The 15,199-nt window shown below is 64.2% G+C and carries 12 protein-coding genes, 1 tRNA gene and 2 rRNA genes (1 of these 15 cut by a window edge); 5 read left to right on the forward strand and 10 right to left on the reverse strand.

Annotated features, from left to right (window positions below; translation table 11 throughout):
- Window positions 1-19: 19 nt before the first annotated feature.
- Window positions 20-1,078, forward strand: coding sequence for an ABC transporter substrate-binding protein (locus JCM7686_RS14145; protein WP_020951499.1), 1,059 nt, complete (start codon window positions 20-22; stop codon window positions 1,076-1,078).
- 48 nt (window positions 1,079-1,126) lie between these two features.
- Here the strand turns inward: JCM7686_RS14145 and JCM7686_RS14150 are convergent, their stop codons facing one another.
- On the reverse strand, window positions 1,127-1,933 hold the full coding sequence (locus tag JCM7686_RS14150; protein ID WP_020951500.1) for an AraC family transcriptional regulator: 807 nt from the start codon (window positions 1,931-1,933) through the stop codon (window positions 1,127-1,129).
- Between the two features lie 93 nt (window positions 1,934-2,026).
- On the opposite strand from JCM7686_RS14150, the gene JCM7686_RS14155 reads away from it, so the two are divergent.
- Window positions 2,027-2,953, forward strand: a complete 927-nt coding sequence (locus JCM7686_RS14155; RefSeq protein WP_020951501.1) for a DMT family transporter — start codon at window positions 2,027-2,029, stop codon at window positions 2,951-2,953.
- A gap of 37 nt (window positions 2,954-2,990) precedes the next feature.
- Here the strand turns inward: JCM7686_RS14155 and JCM7686_RS14160 are convergent, their stop codons facing one another.
- Window positions 2,991-3,551 carry a helix-turn-helix domain-containing protein gene (locus tag JCM7686_RS14160; RefSeq protein ID WP_020951502.1) on the reverse strand — a complete coding sequence of 187 codons (561 nt, stop codon included), beginning with the start codon at window positions 3,549-3,551 and terminating at the stop codon, window positions 2,991-2,993.
- 69 nt (window positions 3,552-3,620) lie between these two features.
- On the opposite strand from JCM7686_RS14160, the gene JCM7686_RS14165 reads away from it, so the two are divergent.
- A complete protein-coding gene (locus JCM7686_RS14165; protein WP_020951503.1) occupies window positions 3,621-5,003 on the forward strand; it encodes an L-lactate permease in 1,383 nt (460 codons plus the stop codon).
- Window positions 5,004-5,075: 72 nt separating this feature from the next.
- Here the strand turns inward: JCM7686_RS14165 and JCM7686_RS14170 are convergent, their stop codons facing one another.
- Genes JCM7686_RS14170 through JCM7686_RS14180 form a run of 3 tightly spaced genes read right to left on the reverse strand, consistent with a single transcriptional unit; the run spans window position 5,076 to window position 7,376 of the window.
- Window positions 5,076-5,798: a pyridoxamine 5'-phosphate oxidase family protein gene (locus tag JCM7686_RS14170; RefSeq protein ID WP_020951504.1), complete on the reverse strand. Its 723-nt coding sequence runs from the start codon at window positions 5,796-5,798 to the stop codon at window positions 5,076-5,078.
- Window positions 5,795-6,646, reverse strand: coding sequence for a YggS family pyridoxal phosphate-dependent enzyme (locus JCM7686_RS14175; RefSeq protein ID WP_020951505.1), 852 nt, complete (start codon window positions 6,644-6,646; stop codon window positions 5,795-5,797). Before JCM7686_RS14175 ends, JCM7686_RS14170 begins: the two co-directional genes overlap by 4 nt.
- Before the next feature lie 13 nt (window positions 6,647-6,659).
- Window positions 6,660-7,376, reverse strand: coding sequence for a type 1 glutamine amidotransferase (locus tag JCM7686_RS14180; RefSeq protein WP_020951506.1), 717 nt, complete (start codon window positions 7,374-7,376; stop codon window positions 6,660-6,662).
- A 160-nt stretch (window positions 7,377-7,536) separates the two neighbouring features.
- Here JCM7686_RS14180 and pdxR point away from each other — a divergent pair, with 160 nt between their 5' ends.
- Complete coding sequence (gene pdxR, locus JCM7686_RS14185; RefSeq protein ID WP_020951507.1) at window positions 7,537-9,027, forward strand: MocR-like pyridoxine biosynthesis transcription factor PdxR; 1,491 nt, start codon at window positions 7,537-7,539, stop codon at window positions 9,025-9,027.
- A gap of 22 nt (window positions 9,028-9,049) precedes the next feature.
- On the opposite strand, the gene JCM7686_RS14190 is transcribed toward pdxR, so the two are convergent.
- Window positions 9,050-10,264 carry an MFS transporter gene (locus JCM7686_RS14190; RefSeq protein WP_020951508.1) on the reverse strand — a complete coding sequence of 405 codons (1,215 nt, stop codon included), beginning with the start codon at window positions 10,262-10,264 and terminating at the stop codon, window positions 9,050-9,052.
- A gap of 80 nt (window positions 10,265-10,344) precedes the next feature.
- On the opposite strand from JCM7686_RS14190, the gene JCM7686_RS14195 reads away from it, so the two are divergent.
- Window positions 10,345-11,313 carry an AraC family transcriptional regulator gene (locus JCM7686_RS14195; protein WP_020951509.1) on the forward strand — a complete coding sequence of 323 codons (969 nt, stop codon included), beginning with the start codon at window positions 10,345-10,347 and terminating at the stop codon, window positions 11,311-11,313.
- 10 nt (window positions 11,314-11,323) lie between these two features.
- Here JCM7686_RS14195 and JCM7686_RS14200 read toward each other — a convergent pair whose 3' ends face one another.
- From JCM7686_RS14200 to JCM7686_RS14215, 4 genes are all read right to left on the reverse strand, one after another.
- Window positions 11,324-12,502, reverse strand: a complete 1,179-nt coding sequence (locus JCM7686_RS14200; RefSeq protein ID WP_020951510.1) for an MFS transporter — start codon at window positions 12,500-12,502, stop codon at window positions 11,324-11,326.
- A gap of 664 nt (window positions 12,503-13,166) precedes the next feature.
- Window positions 13,167-13,243: transfer RNA gene (locus JCM7686_RS14205), tRNA-Met, on the reverse strand.
- A gap of 72 nt (window positions 13,244-13,315) precedes the next feature.
- Window positions 13,316-13,430: ribosomal RNA gene (rrf, locus tag JCM7686_RS14210) — 5S ribosomal RNA — on the reverse strand.
- A 94-nt stretch (window positions 13,431-13,524) separates the two neighbouring features.
- Window positions 13,525-15,199 (reverse strand): 23S ribosomal RNA (locus JCM7686_RS14215); it runs 1,154 nt beyond the window's last position.

Consider the following 15,199-nt stretch of genomic DNA (forward strand, 5'->3'; position numbering starts at 1 on the left):
CCAATCTGGATGATCGAACATGATCGCGACGACTTTCAAATTCTGGCTCAACGCCGCTGCTCTGACGGGGCTTGTCACCGTCTCGACCGCAGCCCACGCGCAAAGCTCTGCCGAGATCACGGCAGCGGCGAAAACGGACGGCCAGCTTGTCAGCTATGGCATGTCGGATGACTGGGTGAACCTTGGTGCGATCTTCGAGCGCATCGGCGAGATCTATGGCGTCGAGCATGTCGATACCGACATGACCTCGGCCGAAGAGATCAGCCATCTGCTCGCAGAAAAAGACGCGCCGGTGATGGATATCGCCGATATCGGCTATGATTTCCTGGGCACGCTGCTCGAAAACGATCTGGCCGCGAGCTACAAGAACGCGAACTGGGACAAGATCAAACCCGAGTTCAAAGATCCCGATGGCCGCTGGTCCTCGGCCTATTGGGGCGCGATTGCGTTTCTTGTGAACACCGATCTGGTCAAGGACAAGCCCGCGACCTGGAACGACCTGCTCAAGCCCGAATATCACGACAAGGTCTGCTCGCGCGATCCGCGCATGTCGAGCTATGCGACCGCCTCGGTTCTGGCGGCGGCCTATGCCAATGGCGGCGGCGAGGACAATGTCCAGCCCGGTCTCGACTGGTTCAAGCAGCTGCGCGACAGCGGCAACCTGCGTGACGGCGTCGTTCTCAACGTCGCTTCGGTTCAGAAGGGCGAATGCCCGATCTCGCTCGTCTATGACTTCGACGGTCTGGCCAAGCGCGACGCGACCGGCCTGCCGCTTGAGGTCATCATTCCCTCGGATGGCACCGTCGGCATGATCTTCGCGCAATATGCCAATGCCCGCGCGCCGCATCCGAATGCCGCACGCGCCGCTCTGGACTTCCTGACCTCGGACGAGGGTCAGGTCATGCTCGCGACCGGCTATGCCCACCCGACCCGCGACATCGAGCTGCCCGCCGAAGTCGCCGCGAAAATGCTGCCGACCGAGGCTTATGGCAAAGTCCATTTCCCGTCCTCGCTCGACGGTTTCTCGGGCGCGGTGAAAAAGATCGTCGACGGCTGGAGCGCCGTTGTCGGCGGCTGATCTCGCCTGAACCACAGGTGTCGCCCCCTCGGGGCGGCACCGCTTCGATCAAGGATCGCCTTCCGCCGCGCCCTTTGTCGCAAACAGCGGATAGGCCGAGGGCGGCACGCCGAAGTGACGGCGAAACATCGCGGTAAAGGCGCTTTGGCTGGCATAGCCGCAGTCAAAGGCCGTATCGATGATCCGCGCCCCCGCCGCGAGCCGGGTCAGCGCCGCCAAAAGCCGCGCCTGTTCGCGCCATTGCGCAAAGCTCATCTGCACCTCGCGCGCGAAAAGACGATGCACGGTCTTGCCCGAAAAGCCCAAACTCGCGCCCCAGGCCTCGGCGGTGCGGCTGTCGGCGGGCGCTTCTTGCAGGCTGCGACAAATCTGGCGCAACCTTTCGTCCTTGGGCATAGGCAGATGCAGCGGCAGCACATCCGAGACCGTCAGCTCGTCGACGAGCAGCCCCAACAGAAGCCCCGCCCGCGCGCTTTCTTCCGCATCCGGCGGCAGTCGGACCGCAGCCACGATCACCTCACGCAAAAGCGGCGAGACCGCGAGAACCGAGGTCCGCGCGGGCAGGCCCGGGATCTGCTGATCGGCGAGAAAGACCGTATGGATGCGCACCTCGCCGGTCATATGGACCTCGTGCTCAAGCCCGGCCTCAAGCCAGAGCGCGCGGTTCGGCGGCACCACCCAGGCGCCTTGGGCGGCATGGACCACCATCACCCCGCTGATCGCATGCAAAAGCTGGCCCCGCGGATGGCTGTGCCAGCCGGTCGAGGTGCCATCGGGATAGCAGACCTCCATCGCGGCCATCGCGCGGCTGGTGTCGTGATGGGCCAGATGGCGGGTGCGTAGCTCTTCCAGCATGTCCCAAACTCTACAGTGGGTGTCACGTCCAAGCGATACGGACGCTCTTTGCCTGATTTAGAGAGCGTAAACCCCGATCACAATGGTTTCGACATGACCCGCAATCCACCTCGCCTCGCTTTCCTTTACCCGCTGCTCGCCATGGCCATCTGGGCGGGCAATGTCATCGTCTCGCGCCGCGCCGCCCATACGATCGGCCCCGAGGCGATCACCTTCTATCGCCTGCTGCTCGCCACCCTGCTGATGAGCCTCTTTGTCGCGCGCCCGGCTTGGCGCAATCGCGCCGTGATCTTCGCCCATCTTGGCCAGTTCTTCGTGTTGGGCTTTCTGGCGATGTGCTTGTTTCAATGCCTCTCTTACCTTGCGGCCGAGACGACCAGCGCGACCAATATGGCGGTCTTCACCGCGCTGACGCCGCTCTTGACCGCCGCCTTCGGCGCGGCCCTTCTGGGCGAGCGCCCGACCGTCGGCATTCTCGGCGGCGGACTTTTGTCGCTACTCGGGCTGATCTGGCTGGTCAGCGAGGGTGCACCGCTGGCGATCCTGCGCAATGGCATCCATCTCGGCGACGGGCTGATGTTTCTGGCAGCACTCGCCTATGCGCTTTACGGCGTGCTTCTCAAACGCTGGAGCCTGCCGGTCAGCAGCTGGCAATCGACCTATCTGCAGGCGCTTTGCGCGCTCATCATCATGTTCCCGGCGCTTTTGGCGACGCCGCCCGAGCAGCGCGCGCTTAATGCCGCAACCCTGCCGCTGATCGCCTATGCGGGCGGGCTCGCCTCGGTCTTGCTGCCCTATTTCTGGGTGCGCGGGATTGCCTTGTTGGGCCCGGCACGGGCGGCGATCTTCATCAACCTGCTGCCGGTGATGACCGCGCTTGCCGCGATTGTGTTTCTGGGCGAGCCGGTGCGCAGCTGGCATCTGATCGGCGGCGGCGCGGCTTTGGCCGGCGTGATCGCGGCGCAGCTGCTGCGTCAGCCGCTTGGAAAGCAGCCCCGCGAAACCGGCCAGACTGCCTGAGCCGAAGGTCCCGGGCTCGCGACCATCGGCGTTTCCGCTATTCCGCGCGGTCGCGGCCCAGAACCAGCAGGATAAAGCGCGCGGTCTCGGACCCGCGCGCGGTGAACCAGTGTTCATGATCGGCGCGCACCGTGGCGCTATCGCCCGCCTTCAGCACCAGAGGATCCGGGCCGTGATGCAATTCCAGCTCGCCCGAGAGCAGGTGAAAGACCTCGCGCGTGCCGGGGCGATGAGCGGCAAAACGCACCGAGCTTTGACCGGCGGGAACCGTGTAAAGCAGAAGCTCGAGATGAGGCGCGGGGCGGGCCAAAGCCAGCCGCTCGATCCCGGTCGCCGCATCGAAATAGCGCAGATTGTCGCCCGCCCGCGTGACCTGCGCGGCCGGGCTTTCGATCAGATTGGTGAGATCGCAGCCAAGCGCGCGCGCGATGGCCAAGGCATTGCGCAGCGAAGGGCCCAGCAACCCGCGCTCAAGCCGCGACAGCGCCGCGACCGAGACCCCGCTATTCGCGGCCAGCTGCTCGAGCGTGATGCCAAGCTCGGCGCGTCGTGAGCGCACCGCAATGCCGAAATCCGCATCAACCGTCTCGTTGTCCATCTTGCAACCTTTCTCGCAATTTGCGAATACGCATATATATTTGCAAATCCGCAAAGAATCGAGCTCAAGATGTCGATCCTCCTCAGCCTGCTTCCGATCCTGCTGCCCATTTTAGCCCTGCTCGCCGGAATCCGCTCACTTTACGCGGCTCTGAGCGGCATCGCGACCGCCTTGATCATCATGCTGACCGCTTTTCCACATGCGGGGACCGAGCTATGGCCTGCGCTCGCGCGCTGGCTGCCGGTGATGTCCGAGGTGCTGCTGATCGTCGGGGGCGGGCTTTTGCTGTCCGAGACCCTGCGCCTAAACGGCGCGCAGGCGGCTTTGGCGGATTGGATCGCGGCGCGGACCGGCCATGGCGTGCAGGCGGTGCTGCTGGTCGTCCATGGCGTCACGCCTTTCGCGGAATCGGTGACCGGCTTTGGCATTGGCGTCACCATCGGCATCCCCCTGCTGATCCGGCTGGGGCTTGCGCCGCGCCGGGCGGCGATGATCGGCCTTCTGGGGCTCTGCGCGGTGCCTTGGGGCTCGATGGCGCCGGGCACGCTGATCGCGGCCAATATGTCGGGGCTCACCTTGCGCGATCTCGGGCTCGCCTCGGCGGTGCTGAGCGTCGTGCCCTTCACCATCACCGGCATGATCGCGGCCTGGCTGGTCCAGCCGAGCGGGCGCGCGGTGCTTCAGGGGCTGGTGTCGGGCCTCGTGCTGACGCTGGCGGTGACGCTGGCCAATGCTGTCTTTGGCACGGCCCCGGCGGGCGCGGTCGGCGCGGTCGCGGTCATCGCGCTGCATCTGCTGGCCACGCGCCGCGCCGACAGCCCACTTGCGCCGATGGGGCGGCGCGGGTTGCGGGCCTATGGCCTGCTGCTCGGCGGTGTGCTGGTCGCCGGCGGCCTCTTGGCGCTGACCGGCCAAAGCGGCGCGCTGCATTACGCAGCCTCCCCCGCGCTTTGGCTGTTCGTGGCCGCGCTCTGGTTCTGTCGGGGCCTGCCGCCCGAGGCCGCGCGTGCCTTGGCCTGGCGCGCCTTTGGCAAGGTCGCGCCGGTCACCGCCGCCTTCCTGTTTCTGGGCGTGCTGATGTCGGTCTCGGGCATGGCCGCGCTGCTCGCCGAGGGGCTTTCGGGCGCGGGCAAGGCCTATCTGCCCGCCTCGCCCTTTGTGGCGGCAGCGGGCGGGTTCATCACCGGCTCGAACACCGGGGCCAATGCGATGCTGGCCGCGACGCAAGCCGGGATCGCCCGGGCGCTTGGCGTCGATCTCTTGTGGTTCATGGCGATCCACAATGTCGCGGCCTCTTTCTTGCTGATGGCCTCGCCGGGCAAGATCGAGATGGCGGTGCAACTGGCTGGCGCCCCCGAGGCGCGCGCCGAGGTGCAGCGGTTCGCGCTGAAGGTCGCGGCGGCGGTCGTCGCCTGCCTTGCGCTGCTTTCGACCCTGCAGGCTGTACTTTAGGCCTCACGAAAGCGGGGCAGCCCCGGCCTCCCGAGCCGGAAACTGCCCCTGTCAAAGCGGCCCGTCGGCGGATCAGACGAGCGCGCCGACCTCGCCCTCATAGAGCCGTTGCAGATGCAGCAGCGCCTCATCAAGCCGCGCGCCCTCGGACAAGGGCGCCAGCCCGGCAGGCCGGGGCAAGGGCGGCTCCATGCGCGGACAGGGCGCATCGGCGACGATCCGGGTTTCCAGATTGATGACACCGGCCCAAACCTCATGGCCCGCGTCCGCCGCATCCTCGCCGACACCATGGGCGCGGCTTTTCATCGAGGCCTCGTCGATCGGCATGGCGATGAAGCCTGTGGCCTTGATTTCCTGCGCGGTGACCGGGCGCAGAGTCTCGAAGCGGCCGGGATAGAAGCGATCGACCATGGCGCGCAGCGCATGGAGCTTTTCGTCGGGGTCAGAGACCAGCCGCGCCGTCCCGAAACACATGGCAGAGCGGTAATTCACCGAGTGATTGAAGGCCGAGCGCGCCATCACCAGCCCGTCGAGATGCGAGACCGTGACGCAAGCCGGTGCGCCCTGCGCCAGCTGGCGGATCATCCGGCTGGCCGAAGAGCCGTGCCAATAAAGCACATCGCCCTCGCGCCAAAGCAGGGTCGGCGTGCAAAAGGGCTGGCCGTCGAGCACATAGGCGACATGGCAGAGCATCGCGGCATCGAGCACGCGATAGATCTCGTCCCGGCTGTAGCTGCCACGGTCAGGCTCGCGCTTGACCCGGTTGCGGGGCGTGACGGGATAGGTCTCTGTCATCTTCCTTGCTCTCTTTCTGAAGGCGGCGCGGGGATCAGCCCGGGCCAGTAATGGGCATCCGACCCGGGTCGTTTGCCAAAGATCGACTGCCCGACGCGCACCACCGTCGCGCCCTCGGCAATGGCGAGTTCGTAATCGCCCGACATCCCCATCGAGAGGCCGGTGATCGCCGGGTGACTGGTCTGGGCGGCATCGCGCAGGCGGCGCAGCAGCTGAAAACACGGGCGGACGCGGGCGGGATCAGGGCTGAACACCGCCAGCGTCATCAGCCCCTGCGGGCGCAGCCGGGGATAATCGCCAAGCGCATCCAGAAAACCCGGCAGCGCCTCGGGTGTCAGGCCGAACTTGCTCTCTTCCTTCGAGGTGTTAACCTGCACCCAGACCGGCAGATCGCGCCCCTCGGCCGCCATGCGGCGGTCAAGCTCGGCCGCGAGCTTCAGGCTGTCGAGCGCGTGAAACTCGGCTGCGAACCGCGCGAGATATTTCGCCTTGTTGCTTTGCAGATGCCCGATAATGCACCATCGCGCGTCAAGATCGGCCAGTTCGGCGGCCTTCGTCTGCGCCTCTTGCAGCTTGTTCTCGCCGAATTCGCGGATCCCGGCAGCATAGGCGAGGCGCATCACCTGCGCGGGCAAGGTTTTCGTCACGGGAAGCAGGCGAACCTCGCCCCGCGCCCGGCCTGCACGAGCGCAAGCCGCCGCCACCCGCGCCTCGACTTCGGCCAGATTGGCGGCAAAGCTGCGCTGCGGATCGGGACCGAAGCGGTCGATGTCGGCGGGCGTCAGCGCGGCTGAGGCAGGACGATGTAAATCCCCGTCCGCCAAAGCGGTGTCTGTGGTCTTCGTCATGGATGATCCGATCTCAGCCCGCGATGGCGCGGAAGAAATTGTCGTTGATCTGCCGCGCCATGGCGTTGAAGCGCGGCAGGTGACGCGCGAGCTCGCCCTCGAGCCCGGCGGCGCGTTCGGCGCCAAGCGCGCGCTCAAGACTGGCCGCATATTCGGGCACCGCGCCCCATTCGGCGACGGTCGAGGGCGTCATCTCGACATGGAATTGCAGCCCCCAGGCATTTTGCCCGACCCGCATGGCCTGAACCGGACAGGCGGCATTTCCGGCAAGGATCACGCCGTCTTCGGGCAAGCTTTGCACCTCGGCGCCATGCCATTGAAAGACGTCAAGCTCAGGGGCGAAACCCTCGAAAAGCGCATCCGCCTGCCCTTGCGGGTTCAGCGCGCTCCGGGTCATCCCGACCTCGGGCGCGGCCATGCGGCCGGTCTTGCCGCCAAGCGCCTCGGCCAGAAGCTGATTGCCAAGGCAAATGCCGAGATAGGGCCGCCCAAGATCGCGGACCCATGTGCGGATCGCGGCCATTTCGGGGCGCAGCCAGTCGTGAAGATCGGTTTCCCAGACATCCATCGGCCCGCCCATCACCGCGAGCACGTCGAAATCCGCGAGATCGGGGATCGCCTCGCCTTCATTCAGCGCGACAATCCGCGTGCGATGACCAGCCTCGCGCCAGAAATCGCGGAAGATGCCGGGATGTTCGACATCGAGATGCTGAAAGACGAGAATGTCCATGCGATGGCCCCGCTGAAGATCTGCCCGCAGATTGGCACGGTTTCGCTTTGGGCAGCAGGACCAATTCGTAAATTCGACAGGGGCCAATTCAGGATTGGCGCCACGCACCCTTGCCTCGGACCGCTGCCCCGCGCGACAGTGGCCCGTGAAAGGAGCCCCGATGTCTGATCCCCTCCAATCAGGCGGCTTGCTTTTGAGCATCCGCCCCGACGATGGCTCGGGCGAGCCGGTCTATCGCCAGCTTGCCCAACAGATCCGCGCCGCGATCCGCGAGACGCGGCTGGCGCGCGGCACCCGCCTGCCCGCGAGCCGGATTCTCGCGCGCGAATTGGGGCTGTCGCGCAATACGATCGTCGCGGCCTACGAGCTTTTGGAAAGCGAGGGCTGGATTCACAGCCGGATCGGGGCGGGCGCCTTTGTCTCGAACCAGCCCGAGGATCTCGCCCCGCCGCCCCCCGCTGCTTTGGCCGAGCCGCTGCCGCGCCCCGAGTTTTCCGACCGCGGGCGGATGCTCACCTCGCTCAGCCATGCCACCGGCAGTGGCAGGCCGGTGCCCTTTGTCGCCGATGTTCCGGCCTTCGATGTCTTTCCGCTGGCGACCTGGTCGCGGCTGATGGCGCAAAGCTGGCGCGAGGTCGATCCCTCGATGCTCGGCTATGCCGATCCGGCGGGCTATATGCCTTTGCGCGACGAGCTTGCCCGGCATCTGCGCGCCCATCGCTTCCTGCGCTGCGAGGGACGCGATGTGATCATGACCTCGGGCACGCAGCAATCGCTCGACCTTCTGGCGCGCATCCTGCTTGATCCCGGCGATGCGGTCTGGATCGAGGATCCGGGCTATGTCGGCGCGCGCAGTGCGCTGATCGCGGCGGGCGCGCGGCTGGTGCCGGTGCCGGTCGATACCGAGGGCTTGATGGTCGATGAAGGCGCGCGCCGTGAGCCGCGCCCGAAGCTCATCTTCATCACGCCTTCGCGCCAATATCCTTTGGGCATCACCATGAGCATGGCCCGCCGCGCCGAGCTCTTGGCCTTCGCCGAAAGCTGCGGGGCCTGGGTGATCGAGGATGATTACGATTGCGAGTTCCGCTATAGCGGCGCGGCGCTGCCGGCGGTGCAAAGCATGGATCGCTCGGGGCGGGTGATCTATCTCGGCACATTCAGCAAAAGCCTGCTGCCGAGCTTTCGCTTGGGGTTTTTCACCGGCCCCGCCGATCTTGCAACCGCCTTTGCCAATGCCAAGGCGGTGGTCGACAAACATCCGCCCTTGCTAGAGCAGGTGACGCTGAATGCCTTCATGCGCTCGGGCCGCTTTGCTGCCCATATCCGGCGGATGCGCCAGGTCTATGCCGGTCGTCAGAGCTGCCTGCTTGAGAGTTTGCGCCGCGATCTTGGCGATGTGCTGACGGTCGAGCCTGCCGAGACCGGGGTGCATCTTCTGGCGATGCTGCGCCCCGGCCTTGACGATGTGGCCTTTTGCGAGCGCGCCCGCGCCTCGGGCATCGCGCTCCGGCCGCTCTCGCTTTACTACCTCTCGGGCGCGGCGCGGCAGGGCGTGATTTTCGGCTTTGCCGCTCTGTCGCCAAAGGTGATCGAGGCAGGTGTGCGCAAGCTCGCGCGGATCTTTGGCGATGGGCCGCCGCGCCCGAGCTGATCCCCGGCCCGTGTCTGCGGCCCTAATCTCCGGCCGCCCGGACCCGGCTGACGACGGTGACCACCGCCGCGACAAGGATCAGGCTGCTTGCCAGAAAGACGCCGCGCGGACCCGACACCTCGAGCAAGACGCCACCGAGCCCTGCCCCGCTCGCAATCGCGAAATTGATCGCGGCGACGATGAGGCTGCCGCCCGCCTCGGCCTCATCGGGCAAGGCGCGGGTGACCCAGGTCGACCACGAGACCGGCAGCCCGGCAAAGACCAGCCCCCAGATCGCGATCAGCGTCGCATCGAGCGCGGGCACCCCGCCGAAATTGCTCAGCAGAAGCGCCAGCACCGCCATGGTCAGCGGCAGGACGATCAAGGCCAGCCGCAGCGAACGCTCGATCAGGAAGGCCACCAGATAGGTCCCAAGGAAGTTCGCCAGACCAAATCCGAAGAGAATGAGCGTGACGCCATCGACGCCGACCATGGTCACATTCTCAAGGAAGGGCCGGATATAGGTGAAGAAAGTGAAATGGCCGCCAAAGGCCAACAGAGCCGCCAACATGCCGATGCCGATCCCCGGACGCGCCAGCACATCGGTCAGCGTGCCGAGGCGGGCGGTGCCACGCGCGGGCAGCGACGGCAGGGTCAGCGCCTGCACGAGCAGCGCGATCAGCCCCAGCAGGGCCGCGACCCAGAAGACGCCGCGCCAGCCGATCATCGCACCGAGATAGCTGCCGACCGGGACCGCGAAAACCGTGGCCGCAGAGACCCCCATGAACAGGATCGCCAGCGCGCGCGGAATATTGGCCTCGGGCACCAACCGCATCACGGTCGCGACCGACAGGCTCCAGAAGCCACCAAGCGCGATCCCCATGAGCACGCGGCCGATCAGCAAGACGATCAGGCCCGGCGCGGTCGCGACCAAGATATTCGAGACGACGAGCAGACCCGCCAGCCCCATCAGCACCCAGCGCCGGTCAAGACCGCGCGCCATGACGGTGATCAAAAGGCTGGTGACCAGCGCGACGAGCGCGGTCGCCGTCACCGCCTGACCGGCGGCGCCCTTGGAGATCTGCAAGCCCTCGGCGAGCGGGGTCAGCAAGCTCGCAGGCAGGAACTCGGCGGTGACCAGCGCAAAGACCCCGAGCGACATGGACAGGACAGCGCCCCAAGCGGGCCGCTCGGGGGCGTCACTGCGCGCGAGGGCCTCGTCCAGATCGGCGGCGGTGAGCGATAGGTCGGTTGGCATTGTCGGTTCCTTGACTTCGTCTTTTCTGAGTTCTTCTATTTGGCTGGAATTTTCGGACAAACCATGCCAGTTTATCCGCCATGTTTGATCCAAACACCGAGACCACCCAAATCAGCGATGCCGTCAGCGACGTGCTGCTTGGCATGAGGCTGCGCGGCGCGCGCTATTGGCGGCTGCGGCTGACCTCGCCTTTCGGGGTCAATTTCCGCGTGCCCGACGGCGCGCGCTTCCATTTTGTCGGTCAGGGCGAGGCTCTGCTGATCCTGCCCGGCCTTGCGCCTCGATTGATGAAAGCAGGCGATGCCGTGCTGATCCCGCGCGGCCATCCCCATCAGCTGCTGTCAGGGCCGCGCGATGCCGCCCGCGATTTCAACAGCTTCACCCCCGAGCCGCTTTGCCCCTCCTTCTCGGAGATCAAGGATTGTGACGGCCAGGCCTGCCGAAGCCGGGATACGGTGATCCTGACCGGGGCGATGGAGCTGGATCTGGTGACCATGCACCCGCTCGTCGCCTTGATGCCCGAAGCGATGTCGGTCGGCGCGCTGCTGGACCGTCAGCCGGAAATGCATGCGATCCTCTCTGCGATGGAAGCCGAAATGGCGCAGGACCGCCCCGGTTCGGCCGGAGTTCTGGCGCGTCTGGCCGATGTCATCGCCGCGCTGATCGTGCGCGGCTGGGTCGAATGCGGCTGCGACAGCGCCTCGGGCGTTATCACCGCCTTGCGCGATCCCCGCCTCGCCCGCGTGCTGGTCGCGCTGCACAAAAACCCGGGCGATGATTGGGACGTACCGACCATGGCCGCGCTGATGGGCACCTCGCGCTCTGTCTTTTCCGAGCGCTTCGTCGAGATCGTCGGCATCAGCCCACAGCGCTATGTCACCGATCTGCGGATGCGGATCGCGGCGCAATGGCTGGCGCAAGAGGGCAGCTCGGTCGCCGATGTCGCCTTTCGGCTGGGCTATGGCTCGCAAGCGGCCTTCACTCGCGCCTTCAAACGCGTGATCGGGGTGTCTCCGGGCGCACAGCGGCGGCGGTCCTTGGCGGCGTGAGGGCTCCGTTTTAGCGGTTGCCCTGCACGAAACGTCCGCAGAAGCCGATGGCGATCATGGCGATGATCACGATCGACAGGCCAAGCCGCAGCGTCGCATGTTCGGCGACAAAGCCGATCAGTGCCGGCCCGATCAAAATGCCCGCATAGCCCATCGTCAACACGCGCGACATGGTCTTGCCGCCGTCGGCATTGCCCAGACGCCCGGCCTCGGAAAAGATCACCGGAATGATATTCGCAGCCCCAAAGCCGCAGATCGCCAGCGCCACCAAAATGACCGGGATAGACGAGACCGACAGCGCCACCGCCATGCTCAGCGCCACCGCGAACGTGCCAAAGCGGAAGAGCGTCACCGGGCCGAGCACCGCGTTGATGCGGTCTCCGACCAGACGGCCAAGCGTCATCGCGCCCGCAAAGATTGCGTAGGAAAAGGCGCCGAGGCTGTCGCCGGTGCCAAGGCTGCGCACCATATAGACCGCGATCCAGTCGAGAATCGTGCCCTCGGCGAAAAACGCCAGAAAGGCCATGCCGCCGAGGATCAACATGCGCAGCTGCGAGGCGCGCGCTGAGGTCCGGGCTTGGCCGCTCACGGCTTGCGGTGCCTTGACAACCGGACCCTCTGGCAGCTCGGGCGGCAGGCCGCGCATGGCCAAAAGCGCGATCGTCGTGATGGTCACGCCCGCGACCGTGAGGCAGAGAAAGACATTCGCGCCAAGCTGGATAAGCGCGGCATAAAGCGCCGCCGAAAACAGCGTGCCCCCGCTGAAGATCGCGTGAAACGAGGCCATGATCGGCTTACCCGCCCTGCCTTCGAGTGCGGCGGCCTCTTTGTTCATCGTCACATCGAGCGTGCCAAAGCTCAGCCCGCAGCAGACCGCGATCAATGCTGCGACCCACATCGCATGGACCAGAGAGACCGCGATAATCGTCAGCCCAAAGAGCGCCGCCGCGATGGCGGCAAGCCGCCCCGCGCCCGTGCGCAGGATCAGCCCCGGCGCATTGACCATCGCCAGAATCGCCCCGGCAGCAAAGCACAGAAGGACGACGCCGATCTCGGCCTCAGAAATATCCGCGCGCCGGCTCAGAGCGGGAAGATTGGCACCCCAGGTCCCGATGCCGATGCCGCCGGCAAGAAAACAGCCGGACAAAGCGCGGCGGCGGCCGATGAAAGATCTGGGCAAGCTGGTCATTTTCTCTTCCTGCGTCGGAGCGGAGCTCTGGAGCGTCCCTCTCCCTTCCGGGGGTCAATCGGCGCGATTGGGAGCTCTGCGGGACATATACCAATCGCCCGGCGGCCTGAAGATCCGCCGCTGAGGTTCCCGCACGGGCGTCGCAAGATGCAGATGCGCTGTGCGCGCTGGAGTGCTGCGTTTGTTTTGAAAGAGAAAGCTCAGCAAGGGATACTTCATGCAGCCAATCCGCCAGATCCAAGGCGCACAGAGGCCGAGGCTCTGCGCCCCCAAACTCGTCAAAGACCTCGCTGAAGCGCGCTCACTCACATTCACCCTGCCGTCTGTGCCTATCCAATCGGCAGGAACCTAGCTGGAGATCGCATCCGGTGCGACTGCGCAATCCAAGGATATCTGACGCAATCTGGCGCAGGAGGCTTCCTGCCTTGCTTTCCCTAGCCCAGGCTTTTTGCAAGCAAAAAGCCCCGCGTGATGCGAGGCTTTCTTGTTTTTGCCGTTTGGTGCGATGATTGGCTCGCGCTTTCGGTTGGGCTGCCCCGACGATCCGCTTCCGGATGGTGAGATACGCGGAGATCGTCGCTCCTGGGGAGCGTTTTCTCATCTGCGCAACCACGAACGCGGACATCCCCGCGGAGCGAGGTTGTTCTGTATCTATATTTGGATTTGGTTGCGGGGACAGGATTTGAACCTGTGACCTTCAGGTTATGAGCCTGACGAGCTACCGGGCTGCTCTACCCCGCGCCGGTTGCGCTGCTGGTTTTGCGGCGCTTTTTTTTATCATCGTTTATGAGAGATATGTTTGCTTCTTACCAGGTCTGGCGGTGACCTACTCTCCCACGTCTTAGGACGCAGTACCATTGGCGCGACGGCGCTTAACTGCCGAGTTCGGGATGGGATCGGGTGTTTCGCTCGTGCTTTGGCCACCAGACCAGGAAAGAAGCAATCGGCGTTTCCCTTTCGGGATCGGTTTGTCCAAGTATTGATGCTTTTGGAAGTTTAGACAGGTCTGTCTTCTTCCGGATCAAATCAAGCCTATCGAGCCATTAGTACCAGTCAGCTGAACGCATTGCTGCGCTTACACCTCTGGCCTATCGACGTGGTGGTCTTCCACGGCTCTCAAGGGATACCTTGTTTTGAGGGGGGCTTCACGCTTAGATGCCTTCAGCGTTTATCCTGTCCGTTCATAGCTACCCAGCACTGCCGTTGGCACGACAACTGGTCCACCAGTGGAACGTTCACCCCGGTCCTCTCGTACTAGGGGCAACTCCTCTCAAGTATCCTACACCCACGGCAGATAGGGACCGAACTGTCTCACGACGTTCTAAACCCAGCTCACGTACCTCTTTAAACGGCGAACAGCCGTACCCTTGGGACCTGCTCCAGCCCCAGGATGAGATGAGCCGACATCGAGGTGCCAAACGATGCCGTCGATATGGACTCTTGGGCATCATCAGCCTGTTATCCCCAGCGTACCTTTTATCCGTTGAGCGATGGCCCTTCCACTCGGGACCACCGGATCACTATGGCCGACTTTCGTCTCTGCTCGACTTGTCAGTCTTGCAGTCAGGCTGGCTTCTGCCATTGCACTCAACGAGCGATTTCCGACCGCTCTGAGCCAACCTTCGCGCGCCTCCGTTACTCTTTGGGAGGCGACCGCCCCAGTCAAACTACCCACCACGCAGGGTCCCGGATCCGGATAACGGACCGCGGTTAGACATCAAGAGTGCGAAGGGTGGTATCTCAAGGATGGCTCCACCGGAACTGGCGTCCCGGTTTCAGCGCCTACCACCTATCCTGCACATCACAATCCTGATGCCAGTGCGAAGCTATAGTAAAGGTGCATGGGGTCTTTCCGTCTAACCGCGGGAAGTCTGCATCTTCACAGACAATTCAATTTCGCTGAGTCCACATTTGAGACAGCGGGGAAGTCGTTACGCCATTCGTGCAGGTCGGAACTTACCCGACAAGGAATTTCGCTACCTTAGGACCGTTATAGTTACGGCCGCCGTTTACCGGGGCTTCAATTCAGAGCTTGCACTCCTCCTTTTAACCTTCCGGCACCGGGCAGGCGTCAGACCCTATACGTCGTCTTACGACTTCGCAGAGCCCTGTGTTTTTAGTAAACAGTCGCCACCCCCTGATTTGTGCCCCCCGCCTATAGTTGCCTACAAACGGGGCCTCCTTCTCGCGAACTTACGGAGGTATTTTGCCGAGTTCCTTAAATGTGGTTCTCTCAAGCGCCTTGGTATTCTCTACCAGTCCACCTGTGTCGGTTTAGGGTACGGTCTTGTGGAGGGCTATTTCCAGGAACCCCTCAGCAGCCCATTCAATCCGATAAGGATGAACTACCTCTGGGATCCGTCACCATCTCCTGGCCCAGGAATATTAACCTGGTTCCCATCGACTACGCCTTTCGGCCTCGCCTTAGGGGCCGGCTTACCCTGCTCAGATTAGCTTTAAGCAGGAACCCTTGGACTTTCGGCGACAGGGTCTCTCACCCTGTTTGTCGCTACTCATGTCAACATTCTCACTTCTGATCACTCCACCGGATGCCTTACAGCCCGGCTTCACAGTCAGAACATTGCCTCTGTTACTTTTTGCAAAGCAAAAGAGGCAGCGTTCTATATCACAGAACGCTCCGCTACCACGCACTTACGTGCATCCAAAGCTTCGGCTCGTGGCTTGAGCCCCGTTACA

It is taken from the genome of Paracoccus aminophilus JCM 7686 (genome assembly GCF_000444995.1).
Taxonomy (GTDB): domain Bacteria; phylum Pseudomonadota; class Alphaproteobacteria; order Rhodobacterales; family Rhodobacteraceae; genus Paracoccus; species Paracoccus aminophilus.

Excerpts from the sequence above, each read along its gene's own strand:
- JCM7686_RS14145 (WP_020951499.1), top strand. The coding sequence starts at position 20 with ATGATCGCGACGACTTTCAAATTCTGGCTCAACGCCGCTGCTCTGACG.
- JCM7686_RS14150 (WP_020951500.1), bottom strand. The coding sequence starts at position 1,933 with ATGCTGGAAGAGCTACGCACCCGCCATCTGGCCCATCACGACACCAGC.
- JCM7686_RS14155 (WP_020951501.1), top strand. The coding sequence starts at position 2,027 with ATGACCCGCAATCCACCTCGCCTCGCTTTCCTTTACCCGCTGCTCGCC.
- JCM7686_RS14160 (WP_020951502.1), bottom strand. The coding sequence starts at position 3,551 with ATGGACAACGAGACGGTTGATGCGGATTTCGGCATTGCGGTGCGCTCA.
- JCM7686_RS14165 (WP_020951503.1), top strand. The coding sequence starts at position 3,621 with ATGTCGATCCTCCTCAGCCTGCTTCCGATCCTGCTGCCCATTTTAGCC.
- JCM7686_RS14170 (WP_020951504.1), bottom strand. The coding sequence starts at position 5,798 with ATGACAGAGACCTATCCCGTCACGCCCCGCAACCGGGTCAAGCGCGAG.
- JCM7686_RS14175 (WP_020951505.1), bottom strand. The coding sequence starts at position 6,646 with ATGACGAAGACCACAGACACCGCTTTGGCGGACGGGGATTTACATCGT.
- JCM7686_RS14180 (WP_020951506.1), bottom strand. The coding sequence starts at position 7,376 with ATGGACATTCTCGTCTTTCAGCATCTCGATGTCGAACATCCCGGCATC.
- pdxR (WP_020951507.1), top strand. The coding sequence starts at position 7,537 with ATGTCTGATCCCCTCCAATCAGGCGGCTTGCTTTTGAGCATCCGCCCC.
- JCM7686_RS14190 (WP_020951508.1), bottom strand. The coding sequence starts at position 10,264 with ATGCCAACCGACCTATCGCTCACCGCCGCCGATCTGGACGAGGCCCTC.
- JCM7686_RS14195 (WP_020951509.1), top strand. The coding sequence starts at position 10,345 with ATGTTTGATCCAAACACCGAGACCACCCAAATCAGCGATGCCGTCAGC.
- JCM7686_RS14200 (WP_020951510.1), bottom strand. The coding sequence starts at position 12,502 with ATGACCAGCTTGCCCAGATCTTTCATCGGCCGCCGCCGCGCTTTGTCC.